Below are 17,837 nucleotides of genomic sequence, written 5' to 3' on the forward strand. Positions count from 1 at the left end.
CGGGCACCCGGCGAACCGGCTCCGCGCAAGTACCCCTGCCCTGCCCTGCCAACACGACAAACCGCAGGCTGCCCTGATCGATGATGTCAGCGCGCAGCTGGCGAGAGCGCGTCGCTGCTGCCTCCGTCTTTTGGTGGACGAGGCATACAGGTGACCTTGTCGATCATTCGGAGCACCGCCTGCGGGTCACTGTGGTGAGCCATGTGCCCGGAATTCGGGATTATTTCTATCAGTGATCCATAAATTTCGGCATGCAAGCGTTCCGCTTCACGCCGAGCGTCGAACAGCCTGTCCCCTGCTCCAGCGACGATTCCGGTAGGCACGTCGATGTCCCGATAGCAAGGCTTCGTGAACAGCGCCGCGCCGAGCATCAGGGCTGTCTCCACACAGACTGAGCGCAACTGAGAGGGGCGGCTGGCGACCTCCTTTGTGCTCACCGAAAAAACGTTCGAGATCGGCCCAGGCCGGAATATCTTTCGCATGGTCGACGGCCAGCCGAGCCTTACTGCGAGCGGCAGCAAGGTGTGACGGAGTGCCGAGCCCATCAGCGGTACGGCCGGTAGTGCTGCAAGAGCGAGATCCAGCCTCGGTGAGGGATAGTAATATCCAGAGACGAGGACCAGGCCGGCGACCGAGGGAGCGTGCCTGCGGGCCATCTCCAGCGCGATCCAAGCGCCCCAGGAATGTCCGAGCACGAGGTATTTGTGAATGCCTAGTTTGGCGGCGGCCTCGTGGAAGAGATCGGCCTGCTCGCACGCCGACCATCGCTTTCGAGCCGGCCGCGAGCTTCCGCCGAAGCCTGGCCGGTCGAAGGCGAGGACCCGATGCTTGGCACTCGCCAGGTCGAGCACGCCGCTGATCGCAAAATCCTCCGCAACCGAGCCATTGCCATGCAACAGGAGCAAAGGAGGCCCGCTGCCTTTCTCAAGGATGCTCAAGTCCACCCCATCGATCCTCGGAGTGCGTTCCATCGAACGGGGAGCCAAGGCCTTCCTGGCGCGTGCGTTATTGTATGCCGCCAGCGACAGGGCGGCAGCCGCAAACAGTGTGGCGAGTTTTATCCGGTTCGAAAACATACTGACTCCTGCGCTGGGTCTGCACGGTGGCCCACCGTTGAGCGCGTCGCGGTTGCGCATCTGCATCGGCGTCGCCAACTCGGTTACCCTGTCCCGCCGTATCTTTGCCATCCGGGTGTCAAAGCCTCACGGAACCCCGACCGGGCGTCGCATCGCGAGATCGAAGGCATCACCGGAGCTCAGCACGTGAACCCTCAAATCATGGATGGAAAGGGCGGCATCAGGTTCACCTTCCGCGATGTTGGAATGCGTGACGCCGGCTGCATCAACCAGATAGACAGCGCCGCTGCCGATGACCTTGAACATCTCGCCATTCACCACGATCGCCGTGTCTTCATCAATGCCGATGCCCAGGACCCGTGGGTTCTGCGACACCGCTCCGATGAGCCGCCCGATGCGGCCCCGCTCCGCAAAGTGCTGGTCGATGATGACATTCGGCAGCAGGCCCAACCCCGGCGCCATGCGAATATGGCCGATCCGAAAGGACGCAGCGTTCGGCCCCTTCACCATCATGGTATCGCTCATGACCGACGCGCCCGCGGAGGTGCCGGCAATTATGCCTCCGGCTTCATAGATTTCGTGCACCCGCTCGTCGATGGGGGTGTCGCCGATCTGGCTGGTGATGCGGAGCTGGTCGCCACCGGAGAAGAACACAGCGCTCACGTTTGCGAGCGCGCTTATTTTTTTTTCATGAGCCGCCTCGAGACGGTCGTTGACGTAGAGCTCGACGACTTCCTTGATGCCCAACTCGCCGAAGGACTTCTGATACTTCTCGAGATAGCCATCCGGCTCATGCGACGCGATGGTGGCAAGCACCAGGCGGCCGTTCGGAACCAGGCTGGCGACCTCCTTCAATATGACGCGATCGCCGTCATGGTCCTCGTGGCCACCGATGATGACAAGCGTTCCGGCTTTGCCATTGGAGGGGCGCCTTTTCTTCTTGTCGGTCATCTGCCCTCGTCTTTCTTGCGCAGGAAGACATGCGGATGGTTGTCCTCGCTGGTCATGAACGCGACTGCAAACTCCCGGCTGTTGTGCGCCCACCCGGACTTCCCGGTTGGGGTAAGCACGATGGCTCCCGCTTCACCGCCGATCGCCTCAACCTCCCTGAGGGAGGGCTCCAGCACCTCCTCCACGCCCGCCATAGCTGCCCGTCCGGCGGAAAGTGCGCGCCGCGCGGAAAGCGCCTGCATGACGCGAGCGGCGAGAGCCTTTCGCGCGATATGCTCGCCGTCTCCCGAAAAGGCCACGGCGCCCAATTGGTTGTCGGCGTAGTAGCCGCAACCGGGTTGCGGAGAATCGCCCACTCTGCCCGGAGCGCTGCCGTCCAGTCCCCCGGTGGAAGTGCCCACGGCGAGATCCCCTGGTCAAGGGCAACGACACCGATTGTATCCTTCGCCTCCGACTTGCTGGCGAAACCGCGTTGCTGCGGCGTGACCAAGTCAGCCGGATCGCAAAGCTCCAGTTGTTTATCGGCGGCGAAACGCCTGGCGCCGTCCGACACCAGCAGGATTGGCTCCTCATGCAGCATGGCCTTGGCGACACTGATGGGATGGCGCACGCCCTTGATCACAGCGACGGCGCCCACATTGAAGTCCTTGCCCTCCATGATGCCTGCGCACATTTCGACCTCGCCGTCCGAATTGAGGGCACTGCCATATCCTGCATTGAACGTCGGGGCCGTCTCGAGGACACGACCGGCGGCTTCCACCGCATCGACTGCAGTTCCGCCGCCGGCCAGGACGGCGCGACCGGCCTCAAGCGCCTTGATGCACCCGTTGCGATGCGCCTCCTCCTCTTCTGGATCGATCTCCTTGGCGCCGCCGTGCAGGATGAGCGACCACATCAGCCAGCCCTCAGATGGCGAATATGGGTCTGATCGGGCCCTCGCCGAGAAGGTGCCGCGCCCTCAAACCCGGTCACCTGGCTCCAGACCGCCTCGACGTCGTCGACGGTGAGCACGACAAGGTCTTTCTCCCGAGCAAGCTGGAGACACACTTCGACAGCCTCTTTTTCGGGACAGACGGCTTGTATGCGCCCTGGAGCGCAGCCGGCGTTCAAGGCGCCTTCCCGCAGCAAGCCGGCGATCGTTCCGGGGGCTCGGCCGCGCAGTCCATGTTCATCCTCCTTGAAGACGATGACGTCGAATATTCGCGAAGCCACCGCCCCCATCTCGCGTATGTCGCAATCGCGGCGGTCGCCCGGTATGGCGACAAGGCCGATCGTGCGCTGATACCCGCGCTTCATATGGGAAACGAGCTTTCCCAGCGCCTTCAACCCCTCGGGATTGTGCGCGTAGTCAACGATCGTGCGGAAACCATGCCCGTCGAAGACGTTGAGGCGACCGGGAGTGGTGAACTCGGCCAATGCAGCGCGGATAGTTGCCGCAGGTACGTCGTGGCAATGTGCCATCGCAACGGCCGCCAAGCTGTTGGCGACGTTGAATTCAGCGGACCCCTCGAAGGTCGCGGGAATTTCGTCGACGTCCATCAGGAACATCGACTCCCCATCCTCGTGGATGACGATGTCCCAACCGTCCCTGCTGCGCTCCCGCGTCACGGCGCGGCCGCCTTCCGCCACGTGGCTGCACAGGAAATCGGGCCAGTCGCTCCTGTTCGCCAGCGAGAAGTAGCAGATCCTGCCCCCGGCGTCGCGCGACATCGCGGAGGTGTGAATGTCGTCGGCGTTGAGGATGCTCCACCCGCTGCGGCGGACCGACTCGACGACCACCGACTTCACTTCCGCCAGGTCCTCGATAGTGTCGATGCCTCTCAGCCCCAGATGATCGCCATGGACGTTCAGCACCGCGCCAATGTCGCACGCGTCGAATGCAAGGCCTTCGCGCAGGATGCCGCCGCGTGCACATTCCAGCACAGCGACATCGACACCTGGCTCGCGCAGCACGATCCTAGCGCTTTGCGGACCCGAGCAATCGCCTGTCATGATCCGCTCGCCGTTCAGGTAGACGCCGGTGGTCGAGGTGAGCCCGACTGTTGCACCATTCGCATGCAGAATGTGCGACAGCATTCTGGCGGTGGTCGACTTGCCGTTTGTCCCTGTGATCGCGAAGATTGGAATGCGGCCGTCCTTGCCACCCTTGAAGAGCAGATCGAGCACCGGCCGTGCGACATTGCGGGCGCGGCCCGAGGACGGTTCGAGATGCATGCGAAACCCGGGACCGGCATTCACCTCTATGATGCCGCCGCTGGTCTCGCTGACCGGCCGCGAAATGTCAGGACAGACGAAGTCGATCCCCGCGATGTCGAGACCGACGATCTGTGCCGCCCGCCTGGCGATCAGCGCGTTTTCCGGATGGATTTCATCAGTCCGGTCGGTTGCCGTCCCGCCGGTCGACAGATTAGCGGTGGGTCGCAGGAGCACCATTTGACCCGGCGCTGGAACGCTCGAAAGCGTGAGCTGCGACTTTGACAGGAAATGCTCGACACATTCGTCGATCTCGATGCGGGTCAGCACCGAAGAATGGCCCTCTCCCCGTCGCGGGTCGCGGTTCGTCTGCTCGACGAGTTCGGCGACAGAGCTCCGGCCATCGCCGACGACATGTGCCGGGACCCTCTCGGCAAGCGCCACCACCTTTCCTCCGATCACCAGGATCCTGTGGTCCGAGCCGACGAAGTGCTGCTCGACGATCACGCTGCGACTGTGTTCTCGCGCCTGTTCGAAGCCCCAGCGGACTTCGTCCTCTGTTGCGAGGCCGATGTTGACGCCGCTTCCATGATTGCCGTCCAGTGGTTTGGTGACCACAGGGTATCCGAGCCGTGCCGCTGCCGCGACAGCGTCCTGCGCCGATCGCACCAGTTCCCCGCTGGGGACCGGCAGCCCGGCCTGCTGCAGCAGGAATTTTGTCAGGTCCTTGTCGGAGGCGATTTCGGTCGCGATCTCAGAAGTGAGGTCGGTGCAACTGGCGCGAATGCGCTTCTGATGCTTGCCTTGGCCGAGCAGCACCAGGCTGCTGTCATCGAGCCGCGCCGCGGGAATCCCCCGTCTCTCGGCCTCGCGCACCAGAGAGGCGGTCGTGGGGCCCAAGGCACGCTCGGCGGCGCCAGCCTTGAGCTGCTGCAGCCTCACCGCGAAATCGAATGGCCCTTCCATTTCGGCAATCTCGTCGAGCCCCTCGAGGCCATGCAGATTGCCCGGCAGGAGACTATCCACCAACTCGAGCGCAACTCGTCCGGCGAGCAGCCCCACAACCTCATCATTGTAGGAGAACATGACGTTGTAAGTGCCCGGACTGCCTTTGACCGAACGTGTCTTTCCTCGTGTCACCGGGTGGCCCAGCATGCTCTGCAGTTCCAGGGCGACGTGCTCCACGACGTGGCCGAGCCAGGTTCCTTCCTGCATACGGCGGACGAACCCGCCGGCGACGCCATAGCTGCAGCCATGGCCCGCAAGGCCGGGCAACAGGCGAACGATGTCATCGGTAAATCCGGGCAGCTTGTCTGTCGGGAACGCTTCAAGGGCTCCGAGGTCGATCTGGATCCGGACCATTGGCGTCATGCTGTAAAGATGAGGTCCGCGGAACACGCGGGCGTCCACGACACGGATGCTGGTGCGAAAACGCGCGGCGTCTTGATGAATTTCGTTGCCCGACATAGTCCGTTCTCCTGACTAGCCCCGCAAACTTCTTGAGGATCGATAAGTTCCCGGCTGTGAAACGCAAATCTTTTTGCCCGATCGAGAAACAAAAAGGGCTTTTAACATATGTTGGCCAAGAACAGATTCTGGTCATCTTACCCGCCGCAAGGGGCGGGCCATGCATTGCGCCTGCTTGTTCCTAAGCGTAGCACGGCACGCTGCGGCCCATTGAAGGCAACCCCCGACCTACCGGGCTGCGCAGAGATCCCAGCTGCCGAGTGCCGGGCGCCCGGCTTGGGCTCGTGGCGACCGCTTTGAGGGCAGCATCGAGGCGTTTGAATTTTCAACGCCGGACGGCCACCAGGGAACATTTTCAAATGCACTGTGTTTGGCGCCAACCTTGCACACCGGAACTACCGCCATGCAGAGTCGCGCGCTGGTCAAAGAGATCGACGCCGTCCGCCTCAGCATCTCGCTCCTTGAAAAGGAGTTGTGGACAGCTGGCAGACCCAACAAGATCCGATGGCGTTCAGGATACGAGCTAACCGCCCAAAAAGCTCGCCTTGCCAAACTGGAGAACGTGCTTGCCCACTATCCATCCGTGACGCGAGCCCGAGCATTGGACAGCAACAGCTTGAGTTACGGGCAAAGGAACCAGGTGAGTTAGGGGAAGCAAGATGGCTGACAGACACTCGATCAGAACTCCGTTAGCTCGAGTGCAGGGCCTTGGGTCGGCGAAACACGGAACCGAAACGTTCATGCTGGAACGACTGACATCTGCTGCACTTTTGATCCTCGTCATTTACATCGTCGCGGTCGTTATAAGGCTGATCGGAGAGCCTCGAGATGTCGTCATCCGCGCAGTCGGATCGGTCTATGTCGCACCCGCCCTCATCACCTTCATTCTGGTGAACTGCGTCCACATGCGGCTGGGCATGCAATCGATCATCGAAGACTACTGCCACGCCACCGTGCTGAAATCTGTCCTGCTGATCGCTAACTGGTTGTTTTGCTGGGCAGTAGCCCTCGCCAGCTTTTTCGCCGTGCTGGTGATCAGCTTCCGATAGGCGGATTCACGAACAGCGCGGCGCGGTTCCAACTCAGCGCGCCGATCCCGTTGTCTGTCGCGCACGGCGAGCCGTCTTCATTCTATTTTCGGCAGCCTGTCCCATTGATGGAAAGGCGGCGGAGAGGTCAATTCCCATTCCAACGTGGTGGCTCCCGGCCCCCAAGGGTTCATGCCGGCGGCCCTTCGCCGGTGGAAAGCCTCCACGATGCTGGCAAGGAAAATCAGGACACTCGCGGCCGACAGATAGGATCCAAAGGAGGAGACCATGTTCCAACCGGCAAAAGCGTCGGGATAGTCGATATAGCGACGCGGCATGCCGGCCATCCCGAGAAAGTGGTGGGGGAAGAAGACGAGGTTCACACCGACGAAGGTCGTCCAGAAATGGATCCCAGCCAAAACCGGATTGTACAAATATCCTGTCATCTTCGGGAACCAGTAATACCAGCCCGCGAAGATGCCGAAGATGGCACCCAACGAAAGAATGTAGTGGAAGTGTGCGACGACATAGTAGGTGTCGTGCAATTGCCGGTCGAGGCTGGCGTTCGCAAGCTGTACGCCGGTCACGCCTCCGACAGTGAACAAGAATATGAAGCCGAGCGCCCACAGCATCGGGGTGCGCAAGCTAAGGGAACCGCCCCACATGGTTGCGATCCAGGAGAACACCTTGATCCCAGTCGGCACCGCGATCACCATCGTGGCGAAGGTGAAATAGCGCTGCGTGTCCAGCCCTATTCCGCTGGTGTACATATGGTGAGCCCAAACGACGAAACCGATCGCCCCGATCGCGACGATCGCATAGACCATCCCCAGATAGCCGAAGATCGGCTTTCGCGAAAATGTCGAGATCACCTGGCTCACGATGCCGAAGGCCGGCAAGATCATGATGTAGACTTCAGGATGGCCGAAAAACCAGAAGAGATGCTGGTACAGGATAGGATCGCCGCCGCCGTCCGGCGCGAAGAATGTGGTGCCAAAATTTCTATCGGTCAGGAGCATTGTAATGGCCCCTGCTAGGACAGGCAGGGCCAGCAGCAGCAGGAATCCGGTGATGAGGATCGACCACACGAACAGAGGCATTCTATGCAACGTCATCCCTGGCGCGCGCATATTGAAGATCGTGGTGATGAAATTGATGGCGCCGAGTATCGAAGAGGCTCCCGCGATGTGCAGAGAAAGAATGACCAGATCGACGGAAGGACCGGGATGGCCGGAGGTCGAAAGGGGCGGATAGAGGAACCAGCCGGTCCCGGGACCGTAGCCGCCGGGGACACTGGGCATGAAGATCGACAATAGAAGCAGCATCAATGCCGGCGGCAGCAGCCAGAACGAGATGTTGTTCATGCGTGGGAAGGCCATGTCCGGGGCGCCGATCATGATCGGAACCATCCAGTTGGCGAAACCACCGATCAGTGCGGGCATGACGGTGAAGAAGATCATGATCAGCGCGTGCGCCGTGGTGAACACGTTATAAAGTTGCTTGCCGGCATCTATGGCCGCGTCGCCTTGGTAGCCGTAGATCATCGATGCCAACCCGGGGAAAAGCTGGATCCCGGGTTGCTGCAGTTCAATTCGCATGCCCACCGACAAGAGCATGCCGATGACCCCCGCGATGGAGGCGAAGATCAGGTAGAGGGTTCCGATATCCTTGTGGTTTGTCGAAAACAGCCAGCGGGTGATGCCCCGCGGCTTGTGGTCGTCGCGGCTGCTCGGAGCCGCCGCCGAATATTCACTCATGAGCGTTCTCCGCTTCAGCCATCCGCCAACAGGGCATCCGAACCATGATGTCAGTTGATTGTTCCCTCCCCAGAACGCCCGACGCGAGGGAACATACGGCAGAAGCCGAGGTTCGGGTCGGGCGCGGCCTGTCCCTGCGCGGTTGAAGGATCGACATTCCATGCTGGCAGTCATTGCTGGGACTTTGGTTCTGACGACAGTGGTCGGCGGGCTGATTACGGCCTTCTGGATCGAGGCCCGTCATGATCTCCACGACCCGACGGCGGACAGGGCGATGCACCTGGAGCTGCTAACCAGACTTGGCTCTCCGGCTTCGGCGGAGTCGTCCTGATATGGACACCATCACCGCGAAACTCGATCCAAGAACGCGAGTCGGCTGGCTTCTGCTCGGCTTCGCGCTGGGCGGTTTCTTCGACGGCATCGTCCTGCACCAGATTCTGCAATGGCATCATCTTCTCTCGGGCCTCGCCGACCCGGCGGGTTCCGACCTGCGCTTCCAGATCATAGCCGACGGCCTCTTCCACTTGTTCATGTACGTGTTCGCCGTTGCCGGCACGGTGCTACTGGTGGCGGCGAGGGCAGCAGGCGGGCGGGCCGGAACGACGACCGAGATCCTTCGGCTAGCCTTCACCGGGTTCGGCCTCTGGCATCTGGTGGACGCCATTGTGTTCCATTGGCTGCTCGGCCTGCATCGGATCAAGATGAACAGCGACATGCCGCTCGCCTGGGATATTGCGTGGCTGGTCATCTTCGGAATCGTGCCGCTGCTGTTGGTGCTGGTGCTGCCCAACCGCGGTAGACCGGCACGCGGTGCCTCGGCGGCTCTGACCAGCATCGTCCTGCTTGCAGGACTGACTACGGGTGCCGGCCCGCTCTTCAACGGTGCCACCACTTCCGTTATCGTCTTTCGAGCTGGGATGGAACCGGCCGCGATGATGCGGGCGGTTCAAGCCGCCGACACCGACCTCAAGTGGGTCGACGCCAGCGGCACCATCTGGGCGGTCGATAGGGTCTCATGGCGCGGGTTGATGACCCTGCACGCGCGCGGCGCCCTGGTCGTCGGCACAACGCCTGTCATTGCCGGATGCCTCGCCTGGACCGATGCCGCTGGTGCGAGCAGTCGCTCCGGCCAGCAGTGAGGCATCCTAGCCCGCTTCCGGAAGGTGGCGGGCTTTTTGTCGGCCGATTGCCACGCCTGGTCGAAGGCAAAGAGTGGCACATTGCGGATTGGCAAATTAGATCGAAGAAGAAGAGCTATCAGAAGCCCGCATTCACCAAAAGTGAGCGGCTGTCGTCGGTGACGGCATCGCCCAGTTCATCCGGGGTCTACGGGATCATCGATTAATCAAGAGAATTGCAGCTTGGAAGCCCGCTGCTGAATGGTGGCGGGCTTTTTAGTGCATTAGTGGAACCTGATATGTCGAGGCAGGTTGGAACCGGCGGCAGCGTCCCCCGCTGCCGGGCCGAGGCCCCAAGCCTTGGCCGGGTCCGCCTCTGCCCGCCAGTAGGGGCGGACCCACTGCAACATGGCTCCGAAAATGAGTTTGGATCGCTCTCGGTTTCCCTGGCCGTGGATAACACCGGAAGGCCCGTTACTGCTCCCTCAGTGGCGGGTTTTTCAATGGCAGGTTGGCCGGTGAAGCATCCCGTCCCGGTTCTCAGGAACCCGTAATGCTACCCTGAATTGCTGGATTTCGCTGCCCTTTGGCATCGCAGACCGTGCATATCAGATCGAGACGGGAGCCAGCCCCAGAACGGGCCAGCTCTGCCAGGATCTCGGTCAGTGCATCGGTGTCGGAAAGTTCGAAGCCAGTTCACTGACGGTGGAACAAAACTGCCCTGTCGAACTTTGGTCGTCGCACTGCTCCCGGTGCTTTCCCCCATGAGAACTGCCCGCTGGCTCCGGCCGGCGGGCTTTTTGCGTCATGTGCTGGGCGATTCTCGGACCCCATTCGTTGGAACCGCCGCTTCAATGCGAAGTTAGGTGCCCAGGGACATTCAAACATGGAGTTGATCATGAAACAGCTACTTTTCGCGTCCGCCATTGTGGCACTGTCAACTGGGTTGGCCTTTGCCCAATCGAGCAACACCACCGGTACTGGCGGGTCATCCACGACGACAACCAAGACCATGCCGAGCACTACGACCGACCAGGGCACGGATTCGACCACCACTAGTGGAACGAACTCGAACTCCGCCAAGGACTGCGCTCCTGGTCAGCAAACTGGCAGCGCCAACCAGGCCGCGCCAGGCCAGCAGGATACAAACGCTAACTCGGCCGCTCCTGGCCAGATGAAAAAGACCACGGACGGCTGCTGAGCGCGCCTTCGGAACCTTTGCCCCTGTCTCAGGTTGGTACAAGCGGTCGATTCCTAGGATGTAGCCGCACATATAGCCCGTCGTGCAAGGCCAGCACGGCGGGTCTTTCGCACGATACGAGCTGCCTGGTGCTTTCGCTTCGCGCTCCAGCGTCTCACGGTCGTTGCCGTGCTTTTTGATAAGTTCCCGGACTTCAGGGATGGTAAGCTGGGATTTGCTGGCGAGATAGCCGACCTCGTATTCCTCGTCGCCCGATACGCGGTCGCGGTCACGAAAATCGCGCTTGCTTTTGTCATCTGGCATGGTTGTTCCTCCTGAGAGGAGAACAGCGAAAGTAGCGCCGGGTTCCACGTAAGGACGGGCCAGCGCTTGTCGCAGAGTTGGCCTGCGCCGGCTTGATTCTGCCTGCACGGGTTCCTTTGTTGCTCGGGAGTCTATCGATCTTGTATGGCGGCCTCGACCAAACGCCGTATCCTGCCGGAACGCTCAATGTTTTGAGCCACCATCTCTTTCGAGCGCTGAATCGCGAGCTCGGCCCGTTCCAGGCGTTGCTTGGCACTGGCGACTTCGGCCTCCATCGCGATTCCCTGGCGTTTCGGGATGTTTGTCATGAGATTGAAACACAGGGAGGACGGAATCGTTCCCTGACGCCGGCCGAAACGGGTGTGGCATGAACACCTGCCCAAGTGCCTGGTGCATTCCTTTGCAACTATTTTAGCCTATTCTAATTTAAATTCGGTCCTGTCCGAGTTCGCGTATGTTGAAGTTCATCCGGCCAATGTTCCCCACGCTTGTCGAGGTGCCGCCGACAGTGGACAACTGGATTCACGAAATCAAGTATGATGGCTACCGGACGCAAGTCATTGTCGAGGACGGCACTGCCCGAACGATCACGCGGAGGGGCTACGACTGGTCATCGACGTACAAGACGATTGTCGAGGCGGCGGCAACCATTCCGAAGTCGGCAATCATCGACGGCGAGGCAATCGTCCTTAACGAGAAAGGCGTGTCGGATTTCCATTCGCTGCGGTCGGCGATGCGATGGGCGCCGGATCGGATCATCTTCGTTGCCTTCGATCTGCTGCACCATGACGGCATCGATCTGCGTCGCGAACCGTTGCTGGCACGTCGGGAAAAGCTGCTCGAACTCGTCGGGCCTGCCAAAGGCGTGATCCAGTACAGCCACCATGTGCATGGCGGCGGGGCTGACTTTTATGCCGCGGTTGATCGGATGGGCCTAGAGGGCATGGTGTCGAAGCGGGAAGAGAGCAGCTATCGGTCAGGCGACACCGAAGCCTGGGTGAAAACGAAATGCTATGAGGAAGTCGACTTTGAAGTTGCAGGCGTGCAGCGAACGCCCGGTTCGGCTCCACTCGCCTTGATGGCAACCCGCGATGCGGAACGCCGCTACGTCGGCTCGGCAAACATCGCCCTGACCAAAGCCATGCGGGAACGCCTCTATGCCAAGGTGCAAGAGGGGAAAGGCGCGCCACCGAGGGGCGCCGACAAGCCCGACGCCGAATGGATCAAACCTGGCCTTGTCGGACGCGTGAAAGACCCTTAAGCGCGAAAATAAACTACGCCACGCCACGCTGCGGGCGATCCGGGAGGCAAAGGCATGACGGGCCGACGCGGCGACGCATCGCCCACAATGCACATCTCCGGAAGCGACCGGTGCGAGGGGTGGCCGGCGCCTGTGGCGGGTTTGTTGGGACGTTAGGCGCCGGCCGGGCGGGCGGAGGTGAGCCGCCGCAAGCTCAAGCTAATATATCCCCGACTCTCATGCCTATGGTGCTATCGCGGAATGGCCTGACGGGCAGTCTAGGCCAACAGGATTAATTGCTGCGCTTTCATTCTGCCAGTAGCTTGCAGGCCTGGTCATTTAGCCCCAGATGAGGTCGGCAGCCTCACCGTTACCGGTGCGTGGTAACTTGATCGTGCCGACCTCACCTTTGACACATGGAACCGATGCCCCTGTGGCAACCGAGCGAAGCTCTGGCCAACGCGATCATTGAGACCGTCGAGCGTCTGACGAAGGAAGCCCGCCGCTGAAGGACACGGACAGCGACGGGCCTTGCACCAGAGCTTGGACTTGAGGAGGGGACATCTCAACCAAGCACATTTCCAACTTCAATTGCGGATGCTTGTTCCAGCCCTACGAGAAAGATTTAGCGCTAGCCGACGTCTGACGAAGTAGGCCCGTCACTGGACTTCAGGGAAATCAGTGACGGGCCTCTGCTAGGGTGTTTCCACGAGTTATCCTTGCACTTGGATGAGACTGCAAGGAGCCTGTTCCGCATTCTCCGTGGGCAGTTGCTTGCCTTCTCAGGGCGCGCCAGAGCTGAGTTCCAGATACGGACGGCAAAAGTCAAGCCGCTCGGGAACGACACAGCTTGGCACATGGCCGCCCGGGCGGCGGAATGCGATGCCGAGGCGAGAGTCATCGAAGGGATCATCCATCGCCAAAAATCATGACGAACAGCATTCTTAAGTCGGTAGAGATAGAGGCCGTTTAAGGTAGTGCAGTTTGCGGCCCATCCTTGCGTGCGCTGGCGTCTCGGAACACACGCCGGCGCCTCCAAAGAAATTTGTACGATTTTTACCAAGCGCCTCCTTGTACGCAAATGATAATGACCGTTGCTGGCTTTGGAGCCATTCTTCAGCACTCAAGATCAGCATTATTCAAAGGACGTTCATATGAATTTCCCCATCGGCGGCGAGCAACCTATTTTCCCCGAGGAACTGGGCACGCTGAGGATTGTATTCTCGCAGCTTTGTGAGGAACACGAGATTCTAACCACTTCCGGTGAGGCCGGGGAACTCGCCTCAGAGTTGGTCCGACTGTTTCAAACACGCATCAAAGACGAGACTGTGCTGATGGTCTTGATGCGCGCCAGGTTGAACCACTGGCAGGCCCAGTCCGTAGGCTAGTAAAAGTGGTTCCAGTGACACGGTGGGTGGTCAGTTTTGACCACAGCCGTATGGAGGAAAATTTATGTTGTACCCTGGTCACTGCCTTGGTCCGTGCGAGATTGAAATGTTGTCTCGCATTTGCCGGACTGTGTGCGACGAGAGCAAATTGCCGCTTACTTCGCCCGATGCCGAAAAAGCGGCTTCTCACCTGCTGAAGCTCTTTATGAACGGCCTTACCCGCGAAGAGGAACTGGTTGATGCGGCCAGAAACCGTATGAAATGGCTGCCTCCAGCTCATGGTTTTCAAAAGGCGACGCTGCCGCACTTCCGAGCCGTTAATCACCCCGACATCAGCCAGGAAGTGGCTTAGCCGGTTACGAATGCGGGCAGCTCATTTTTCACGCAGGCCCTGCCAGGCCGAGTTGAGCCAGGAATTTCGAAACTCCGCTGAGCACATGGGTTCGTGGGGCCTCGAACTTGTAGCGGTACGACGATACCTAAACCGGCTGATGGATAGCCACAAACTCGTACGCTACCTCGCTCATCATTTTCCAAAGCAACTCGCTCAATTCCAAGACGGTTTGGAAACGGCTTGAGTTCCCAGTGCGGCCGCCGGCGCACGCGCCGCGCTTGGCCGCCTAGTGTCGTTCTCTAGCCGCCCTCTGAGAAATCTCACCCTTTCGCAGGGGTGGAAAAGGCCGCGATGATCGCCTCGAGCGACACGCTCAGAGGCATTCGAAAAGGTCCTGCCCTTCTGCCAAATCGCGACGTAATGATAGAGCGCTGACGGTTCCACCGGTTTTGCTTGGAGGTTAAACGCTTCGTATTCACGCGCAATGATTTCATTGGTTATGGAAATGCCCAGGCCAGCCGAAACGTATCCGGCCTCGTGACCGTTGCAATCGGATTCCACCAGTATGTCTGTCTCAACGCCGGCGAAGCGCAACGCATTGAAGTTCATCTGGTGGGCGGCGAACTGGGGATCGATATCGACGGTCGTTTCGCCTGCCAGGTCGTGAGCCTCGATACAGGCCTGTTTCGAAAAGCGGTGGTCGGGATGAAAGATGCATACGTTTTGTGCCGACCCGAGCGGCGCCCATTCAAACAGGCGTGGGTCCAGCGGCAATCTCGAGATCCCCAGATCTGCGCGACCGGCCAAGATGTGCTCGCCGATCTGGTCGTAGCTTCCAGAAAATTGACCGGACGTTCGAAGCGGTCTTTGCGTGGATCATCGCCACCACCTTGGGCATGGTCACGAAACCGAAAACAGAAGGCGCGGCAATTCCAATCCTTTGCTTTTCCTCGTGCTTCATCGCGAAGATTGACGCTTCCAGCCGATCCAGGGACGTCAGGGCAAGTTCTACGTTTCGCAGGAGCTCCCATGCTTCCTGCAAGGGGACGATGCGGTTGGCTGATCTCTTGAAGAGGGTGATGCCGAGCGTGGTCTCGAGCTGCTTCACATGTTGACTGACAGCCGGCTGGCTTATCCCGAGGGCTGCCGCTGCTCGCCTTGTCGAACCGGCCCGCAACACAGACTGAGGGGTCGAGGAGACAATCGAATGGCCAGGCACGCTGACTTTGGCCGACTTCAACGTCCCAGAAGGTTCTTCTCGACGGTTCTGAGATGAACCAGCATCGCTGTCTTGGCGCCATCGGGATCGCGACGGAGCAATGCATCTAGAAGCGCCTGATGTTCCTCGCAATACACTTGGCGGCGCTCTTCGGAGAATGACCGCTTTTTCATCTCGAACCAGGGCGACTGGTTTCGGATCGCACGCATGAGATTGTGGATTTCCTTCAAAAAATCATTGCGGCAGCATGCGAACAAACGGTGATGGAATTCCGCGTCCCAATGCTCGAAGGTGGGCATGTCTTGCGACTCGCAAGCGGTCTTGTGAGCTTCGCGAACAGCGTTGAGGTCTGCCGCACTTGCATTGGTTGCGGCAAAAGCCGCGGCAGTTGGTTCCAGCAATTGCCTGATTTCCATCATATCAGCCGGGCTGGTGCCTTCCATCCGCGCCACAGTCGAGGCAATCGACAAGGGATTTGTCGCGGTTAGAAACGTCCCACGACCGACGTGGCGAACAACCGTTCCGTCACCTTCCAGGAAACCGACGGCGCGCCGCACTGTGTTGCGCGCCACCCCAAACTCGACCGCCAGATCACGCTCAGGAGGCATCCGCCCGTCCTCAAGCCATTCGCCGGATGAAATCCGCTTCTTGAGCATCAAGGCAATATCGTTCGCAACGAGCTTCGGCATATCAAAACTTCTATCTGATCCAATTGTGGACCAATACTATCAGTCATTGGGTGTCCGGTCTAGTAGTTCGAGCCCTTAAATAGGGCGTTTTCATCAGATATGCAAAGATTCTTGCACTCAGCCCATTGCCAAGCCCAACCAATCGTGGCTATCGTGTCTTCAAAGGCCACATATTGGCTCATAAAAGGTTCAGGGAGAGAGGCATGAAAATTGCGACATTCGCGATCGCCGGAGAGCGTCGCGTCGGCATCGTCGATCTCGAGAAGCAGACCGTTTCGCCTTTTGATCTGCCCGTCGAACAGGCGCAGACAGGTCTTCTGGCGTTGATCCGTCGCAATGGCGCCGGGATGCCGCGAACGCTTTCGCCGATCCCCCTTGCGCAGGTCGAGATCGAAGCGCCAATCCCGCTGCCGGCCCGCAACATTTTCTGCGTCGGCAAGAACTATCATGAGCATGCCCACGAGTTTTCCCGCAGCGGATTTGATTCAAGCGCGGCCGCAGGGACCATCCCCAAGCACCCGATTATCTTCACCAAGGTTCCAGAGTCGGTGATACCGACCAACACCAATGTGTTGATCGACTCCTCTGTATCGACTTCCATCGACTATGAGGCAGAGCTTGCCGTCATCATCGGCAAGGGTGGGCGTGGAATTTCAAAGGAACACGCTTACGATCACGTTTGGGGCTACACGATCGTCAACGACGTCACCGCCCGCGATTTGCAGGGCAAATACAGTCAGTGGCTGATAGGCAAGTCCCAGGACACTTTCTGCCCCATGGGGCCTTGGGCCATAACCAAGGATGAACTCGACCTCGATAGTGCTTCGGTCCGCTGTTTCGTCAATGACGACCTGCGCCAGAACTCGAAGATTTCGCTGCTCATTTTCGATATCCCGACGATCATCTCGACGCTCTCGCAAGGCATCACACTGAACCCGGGCGATATCATTGCGACGGGCACACCAGCGGGAGTCGGTATCGGGTTTGACCCGCCGAGATATCTGAAGGCCGGCGACGTTGTGCGCGTCGAGATCGACGGCATTGGGTCTCTGGAGAACCGCTTCGCGGAGCGTGCGCAATGACGACCGTGACGATCGGACCGATCGTTGCCGAGGTCACCGGCGAAGGGATGCCGGTGGTGATGATCCATGGCCTCGGCGGAACATCAAATATGTTCCAGCCTCAGATGGCCGCACTTTCTGGATATCGTGTGGTCCGGCTCGATTTGCCTGGCTCGGGGCGCTCGCCAAGGCCGTTCGAGCCTCTGACGATGGAAATTATGAGCGAGGCCGTTGTCCGTGCTATGGACGGCATGGGCGTGACGCGGGCACATTTCATCGGCCATTCGATGGGCACCATCGTCTGTCAGCAGATCGCTGCCAAACATCCTGCACTGGTCGCCTCGCTGGCATTGTTCGGCGCCTTGGCCGAACCTGCCGAAGCGACACGGCTGGGCCTCGCCAAGCGAGCCCAACTGGCCAGGTCCGGCGGCATTGCCGACATTGCCGATCAGATCGTCGCCAATGCGCTGTCGGCGCATACAAGGGAGACGTCGCCTGCGGCAATCGCCTTCGTGCGCGAGTCGATAACACGTCAGGATCCGGAGTCCTATGCGCGCACTTGCGAGGCACTGGCGAAGGCGGTGGCGGTCGACCCCAGGCGCATTGCGGCCCCTACCCTGTTGGTTACCGGCGACGCCGACACGGTCAATCCGATGAGCGTCGGTCAGGCGCTTGCCGATGGGATCAAGGGAGCCGTAATCTCGTCGCTCGATCGGTGCGGACACTGGGCTACCATTGAGTTCCCCCGCGAAAGCAGCCAAAAGCTCGCCGATTTTTTGCGACGCGTTGATAGGTGAGGACCTGAACAGCGC

At 60.0% G+C, this 17,837-nt stretch carries 17 protein-coding genes and 1 pseudogene; 8 read left to right on the top strand and 10 right to left on the bottom strand.

Going from position 1 to position 17,837, the window contains the following annotated elements; all coding sequences use genetic code 11:
- Positions 1-86: 86 nt before the first annotated feature.
- The 5 genes and pseudogenes from EN749_RS00285 to cphA all read right to left on the bottom strand — a co-directional run bounded on the left by EN749_RS00285 (position 87) and on the right by cphA (position 5,687).
- Positions 87-1,076, bottom strand: coding sequence for an alpha/beta hydrolase (locus tag EN749_RS00285; protein ID WP_128362375.1), 990 nt, complete (start codon positions 1,074-1,076; stop codon positions 87-89).
- 126 nt (positions 1,077-1,202) lie between these two features.
- On the bottom strand, positions 1,203-2,027 hold the full coding sequence (locus EN749_RS00290) for a cyanophycinase (RefSeq protein WP_128362376.1): 825 nt from the start codon (positions 2,025-2,027) through the stop codon (positions 1,203-1,205).
- A complete protein-coding gene (locus EN749_RS39360) occupies positions 2,024-2,428 on the bottom strand; it encodes an isoaspartyl peptidase/L-asparaginase (protein WP_281061864.1) in 405 nt (134 codons plus the stop codon). The genes EN749_RS00290 and EN749_RS39360 overlap by 4 nt, the downstream gene beginning before the upstream one ends.
- A 104-nt stretch (positions 2,429-2,532) precedes the next feature.
- Positions 2,533-2,922, bottom strand: a pseudogene (locus tag EN749_RS39365) (isoaspartyl peptidase/L-asparaginase); the annotation flags it as partial.
- Positions 2,922-5,687 (bottom strand): cyanophycin synthetase, encoded by a 2,766-nt coding sequence (gene cphA, locus EN749_RS00300; RefSeq protein ID WP_245491210.1) that lies wholly within the window; start codon positions 5,685-5,687, stop codon positions 2,922-2,924. The gene cphA and the pseudogene EN749_RS39365, both read right to left, overlap by 1 nt.
- Positions 5,688-6,346: 659 nt before the next feature.
- On the opposite strand from cphA, the gene sdhD reads away from it, so the two are divergent.
- Complete coding sequence (gene sdhD / locus EN749_RS00310) at positions 6,347-6,736, top strand: succinate dehydrogenase, hydrophobic membrane anchor protein (protein ID WP_127395293.1); 390 nt, start codon at positions 6,347-6,349, stop codon at positions 6,734-6,736.
- Positions 6,737-6,813: 77 nt separating this feature from the next.
- Here sdhD and ctaD read toward each other — a convergent pair whose 3' ends face one another.
- Positions 6,814-8,472 (bottom strand): cytochrome c oxidase subunit I, encoded by a 1,659-nt coding sequence (gene ctaD, locus EN749_RS00315; RefSeq protein WP_128362387.1) that lies wholly within the window; start codon positions 8,470-8,472, stop codon positions 6,814-6,816.
- Between the two features lie 332 nt (positions 8,473-8,804).
- Here ctaD and EN749_RS00325 point away from each other — a divergent pair, with 332 nt between their 5' ends.
- Positions 8,805-9,611, top strand: coding sequence for a DUF2243 domain-containing protein (locus EN749_RS00325; protein WP_127807846.1), 807 nt, complete (start codon positions 8,805-8,807; stop codon positions 9,609-9,611).
- 967 nt (positions 9,612-10,578) lie between these two features.
- On the opposite strand, the gene EN749_RS39530 is transcribed toward EN749_RS00325, so the two are convergent.
- Complete coding sequence (locus EN749_RS39530; protein ID WP_128362377.1) at positions 10,579-11,094, bottom strand: DUF3606 domain-containing protein; 516 nt, start codon at positions 11,092-11,094, stop codon at positions 10,579-10,581.
- Positions 11,095-11,234: 140 nt separating this feature from the next.
- Here EN749_RS39530 and EN749_RS37500 point away from each other — a divergent pair, with 140 nt between their 5' ends.
- From EN749_RS37500 to EN749_RS00355, 4 genes are all read left to right on the top strand, one after another.
- Positions 11,235-11,465: a hypothetical protein gene (locus EN749_RS37500; protein ID WP_127380169.1), complete on the top strand. Its 231-nt coding sequence runs from the start codon at positions 11,235-11,237 to the stop codon at positions 11,463-11,465.
- Positions 11,466-11,548: 83 nt separating this feature from the next.
- Positions 11,549-12,355, top strand: coding sequence for an ATP-dependent DNA ligase (locus EN749_RS00345; RefSeq protein ID WP_348629332.1), 807 nt, complete (start codon positions 11,549-11,551; stop codon positions 12,353-12,355).
- Positions 12,356-13,488: 1,133 nt separating this feature from the next.
- Positions 13,489-13,722, top strand: coding sequence for a hypothetical protein (locus EN749_RS00350; protein WP_127807847.1), 234 nt, complete (start codon positions 13,489-13,491; stop codon positions 13,720-13,722).
- Positions 13,723-13,870: 148 nt separating this feature from the next.
- On the top strand, positions 13,871-14,074 hold the full coding sequence (locus EN749_RS00355; RefSeq protein ID WP_127396924.1) for a hypothetical protein: 204 nt from the start codon (positions 13,871-13,873) through the stop codon (positions 14,072-14,074).
- 195 nt (positions 14,075-14,269) lie between these two features.
- Here the strand turns inward: EN749_RS00355 and EN749_RS00360 are convergent, their stop codons facing one another.
- The 3 genes from EN749_RS00360 to EN749_RS00370 are packed head-to-tail and all read right to left on the bottom strand — an operon-like array spanning position 14,270 to position 15,964.
- Complete coding sequence (locus EN749_RS00360) at positions 14,270-14,863, bottom strand: LysR family transcriptional regulator substrate-binding protein (protein WP_174800298.1); 594 nt, start codon at positions 14,861-14,863, stop codon at positions 14,270-14,272.
- A complete protein-coding gene (locus EN749_RS39370) occupies positions 14,805-15,275 on the bottom strand; it encodes a LysR family transcriptional regulator (RefSeq protein WP_127811254.1) in 471 nt (156 codons plus the stop codon). Before EN749_RS39370 ends, EN749_RS00360 begins: the two co-directional genes overlap by 59 nt.
- Positions 15,276-15,292: 17 nt before the next feature.
- Entirely contained in the window at positions 15,293-15,964 is a 672-nt protein-coding gene (locus EN749_RS00370) for an FCD domain-containing protein (RefSeq protein WP_127807849.1), read from the bottom strand.
- A 203-nt stretch (positions 15,965-16,167) separates the two neighbouring features.
- Here EN749_RS00370 and EN749_RS00375 point away from each other — a divergent pair, with 203 nt between their 5' ends.
- Positions 16,168-17,046, top strand: a complete 879-nt coding sequence (locus EN749_RS00375) for a fumarylacetoacetate hydrolase family protein (protein ID WP_127811255.1) — start codon at positions 16,168-16,170, stop codon at positions 17,044-17,046.
- Positions 17,043-17,822: an alpha/beta fold hydrolase gene (locus tag EN749_RS00380; RefSeq protein ID WP_128362378.1), complete on the top strand. Its 780-nt coding sequence runs from the start codon at positions 17,043-17,045 to the stop codon at positions 17,820-17,822. Before EN749_RS00375 ends, EN749_RS00380 begins: the two co-directional genes overlap by 4 nt.
- Positions 17,823-17,837: the final 15 nt, after the last annotated feature.

It is taken from the genome of Mesorhizobium sp. M7A.F.Ca.ET.027.02.1.1, from assembly GCF_004022985.1.
Lineage (GTDB): Bacteria > Pseudomonadota > Alphaproteobacteria > Rhizobiales > Rhizobiaceae > Mesorhizobium.

Excerpts from the sequence above, each read along its gene's own strand:
- EN749_RS00285 (WP_128362375.1), bottom strand. The coding sequence starts at position 1,076 with ATGTTTTCGAACCGGATAAAACTCGCCACACTGTTTGCGGCTGCCGCC.
- EN749_RS00290 (WP_128362376.1), bottom strand. The coding sequence starts at position 2,027 with ATGACCGACAAGAAGAAAAGGCGCCCCTCCAATGGCAAAGCCGGAACG.
- cphA (WP_245491210.1), bottom strand. The coding sequence starts at position 5,687 with ATGTCGGGCAACGAAATTCATCAAGACGCCGCGCGTTTTCGCACCAGC.
- sdhD (WP_127395293.1), top strand. The coding sequence starts at position 6,347 with ATGGCTGACAGACACTCGATCAGAACTCCGTTAGCTCGAGTGCAGGGC.
- ctaD (WP_128362387.1), bottom strand. The coding sequence starts at position 8,472 with ATGAGTGAATATTCGGCGGCGGCTCCGAGCAGCCGCGACGACCACAAG.
- EN749_RS00325 (WP_127807846.1), top strand. The coding sequence starts at position 8,805 with ATGGACACCATCACCGCGAAACTCGATCCAAGAACGCGAGTCGGCTGG.
- EN749_RS39530 (WP_128362377.1), bottom strand. The coding sequence starts at position 11,094 with ATGCCAGATGACAAAAGCAAGCGCGATTTTCGTGACCGCGACCGCGTA.
- EN749_RS00345 (WP_348629332.1), top strand. The coding sequence starts at position 11,549 with ATGTTGAAGTTCATCCGGCCAATGTTCCCCACGCTTGTCGAGGTGCCG.
- EN749_RS00350 (WP_127807847.1), top strand. The coding sequence starts at position 13,489 with ATGAATTTCCCCATCGGCGGCGAGCAACCTATTTTCCCCGAGGAACTG.
- EN749_RS00370 (WP_127807849.1), bottom strand. The coding sequence starts at position 15,964 with ATGCCGAAGCTCGTTGCGAACGATATTGCCTTGATGCTCAAGAAGCGG.
- EN749_RS00375 (WP_127811255.1), top strand. The coding sequence starts at position 16,168 with ATGAAAATTGCGACATTCGCGATCGCCGGAGAGCGTCGCGTCGGCATC.
- EN749_RS00380 (WP_128362378.1), top strand. The coding sequence starts at position 17,043 with ATGACGACCGTGACGATCGGACCGATCGTTGCCGAGGTCACCGGCGAA.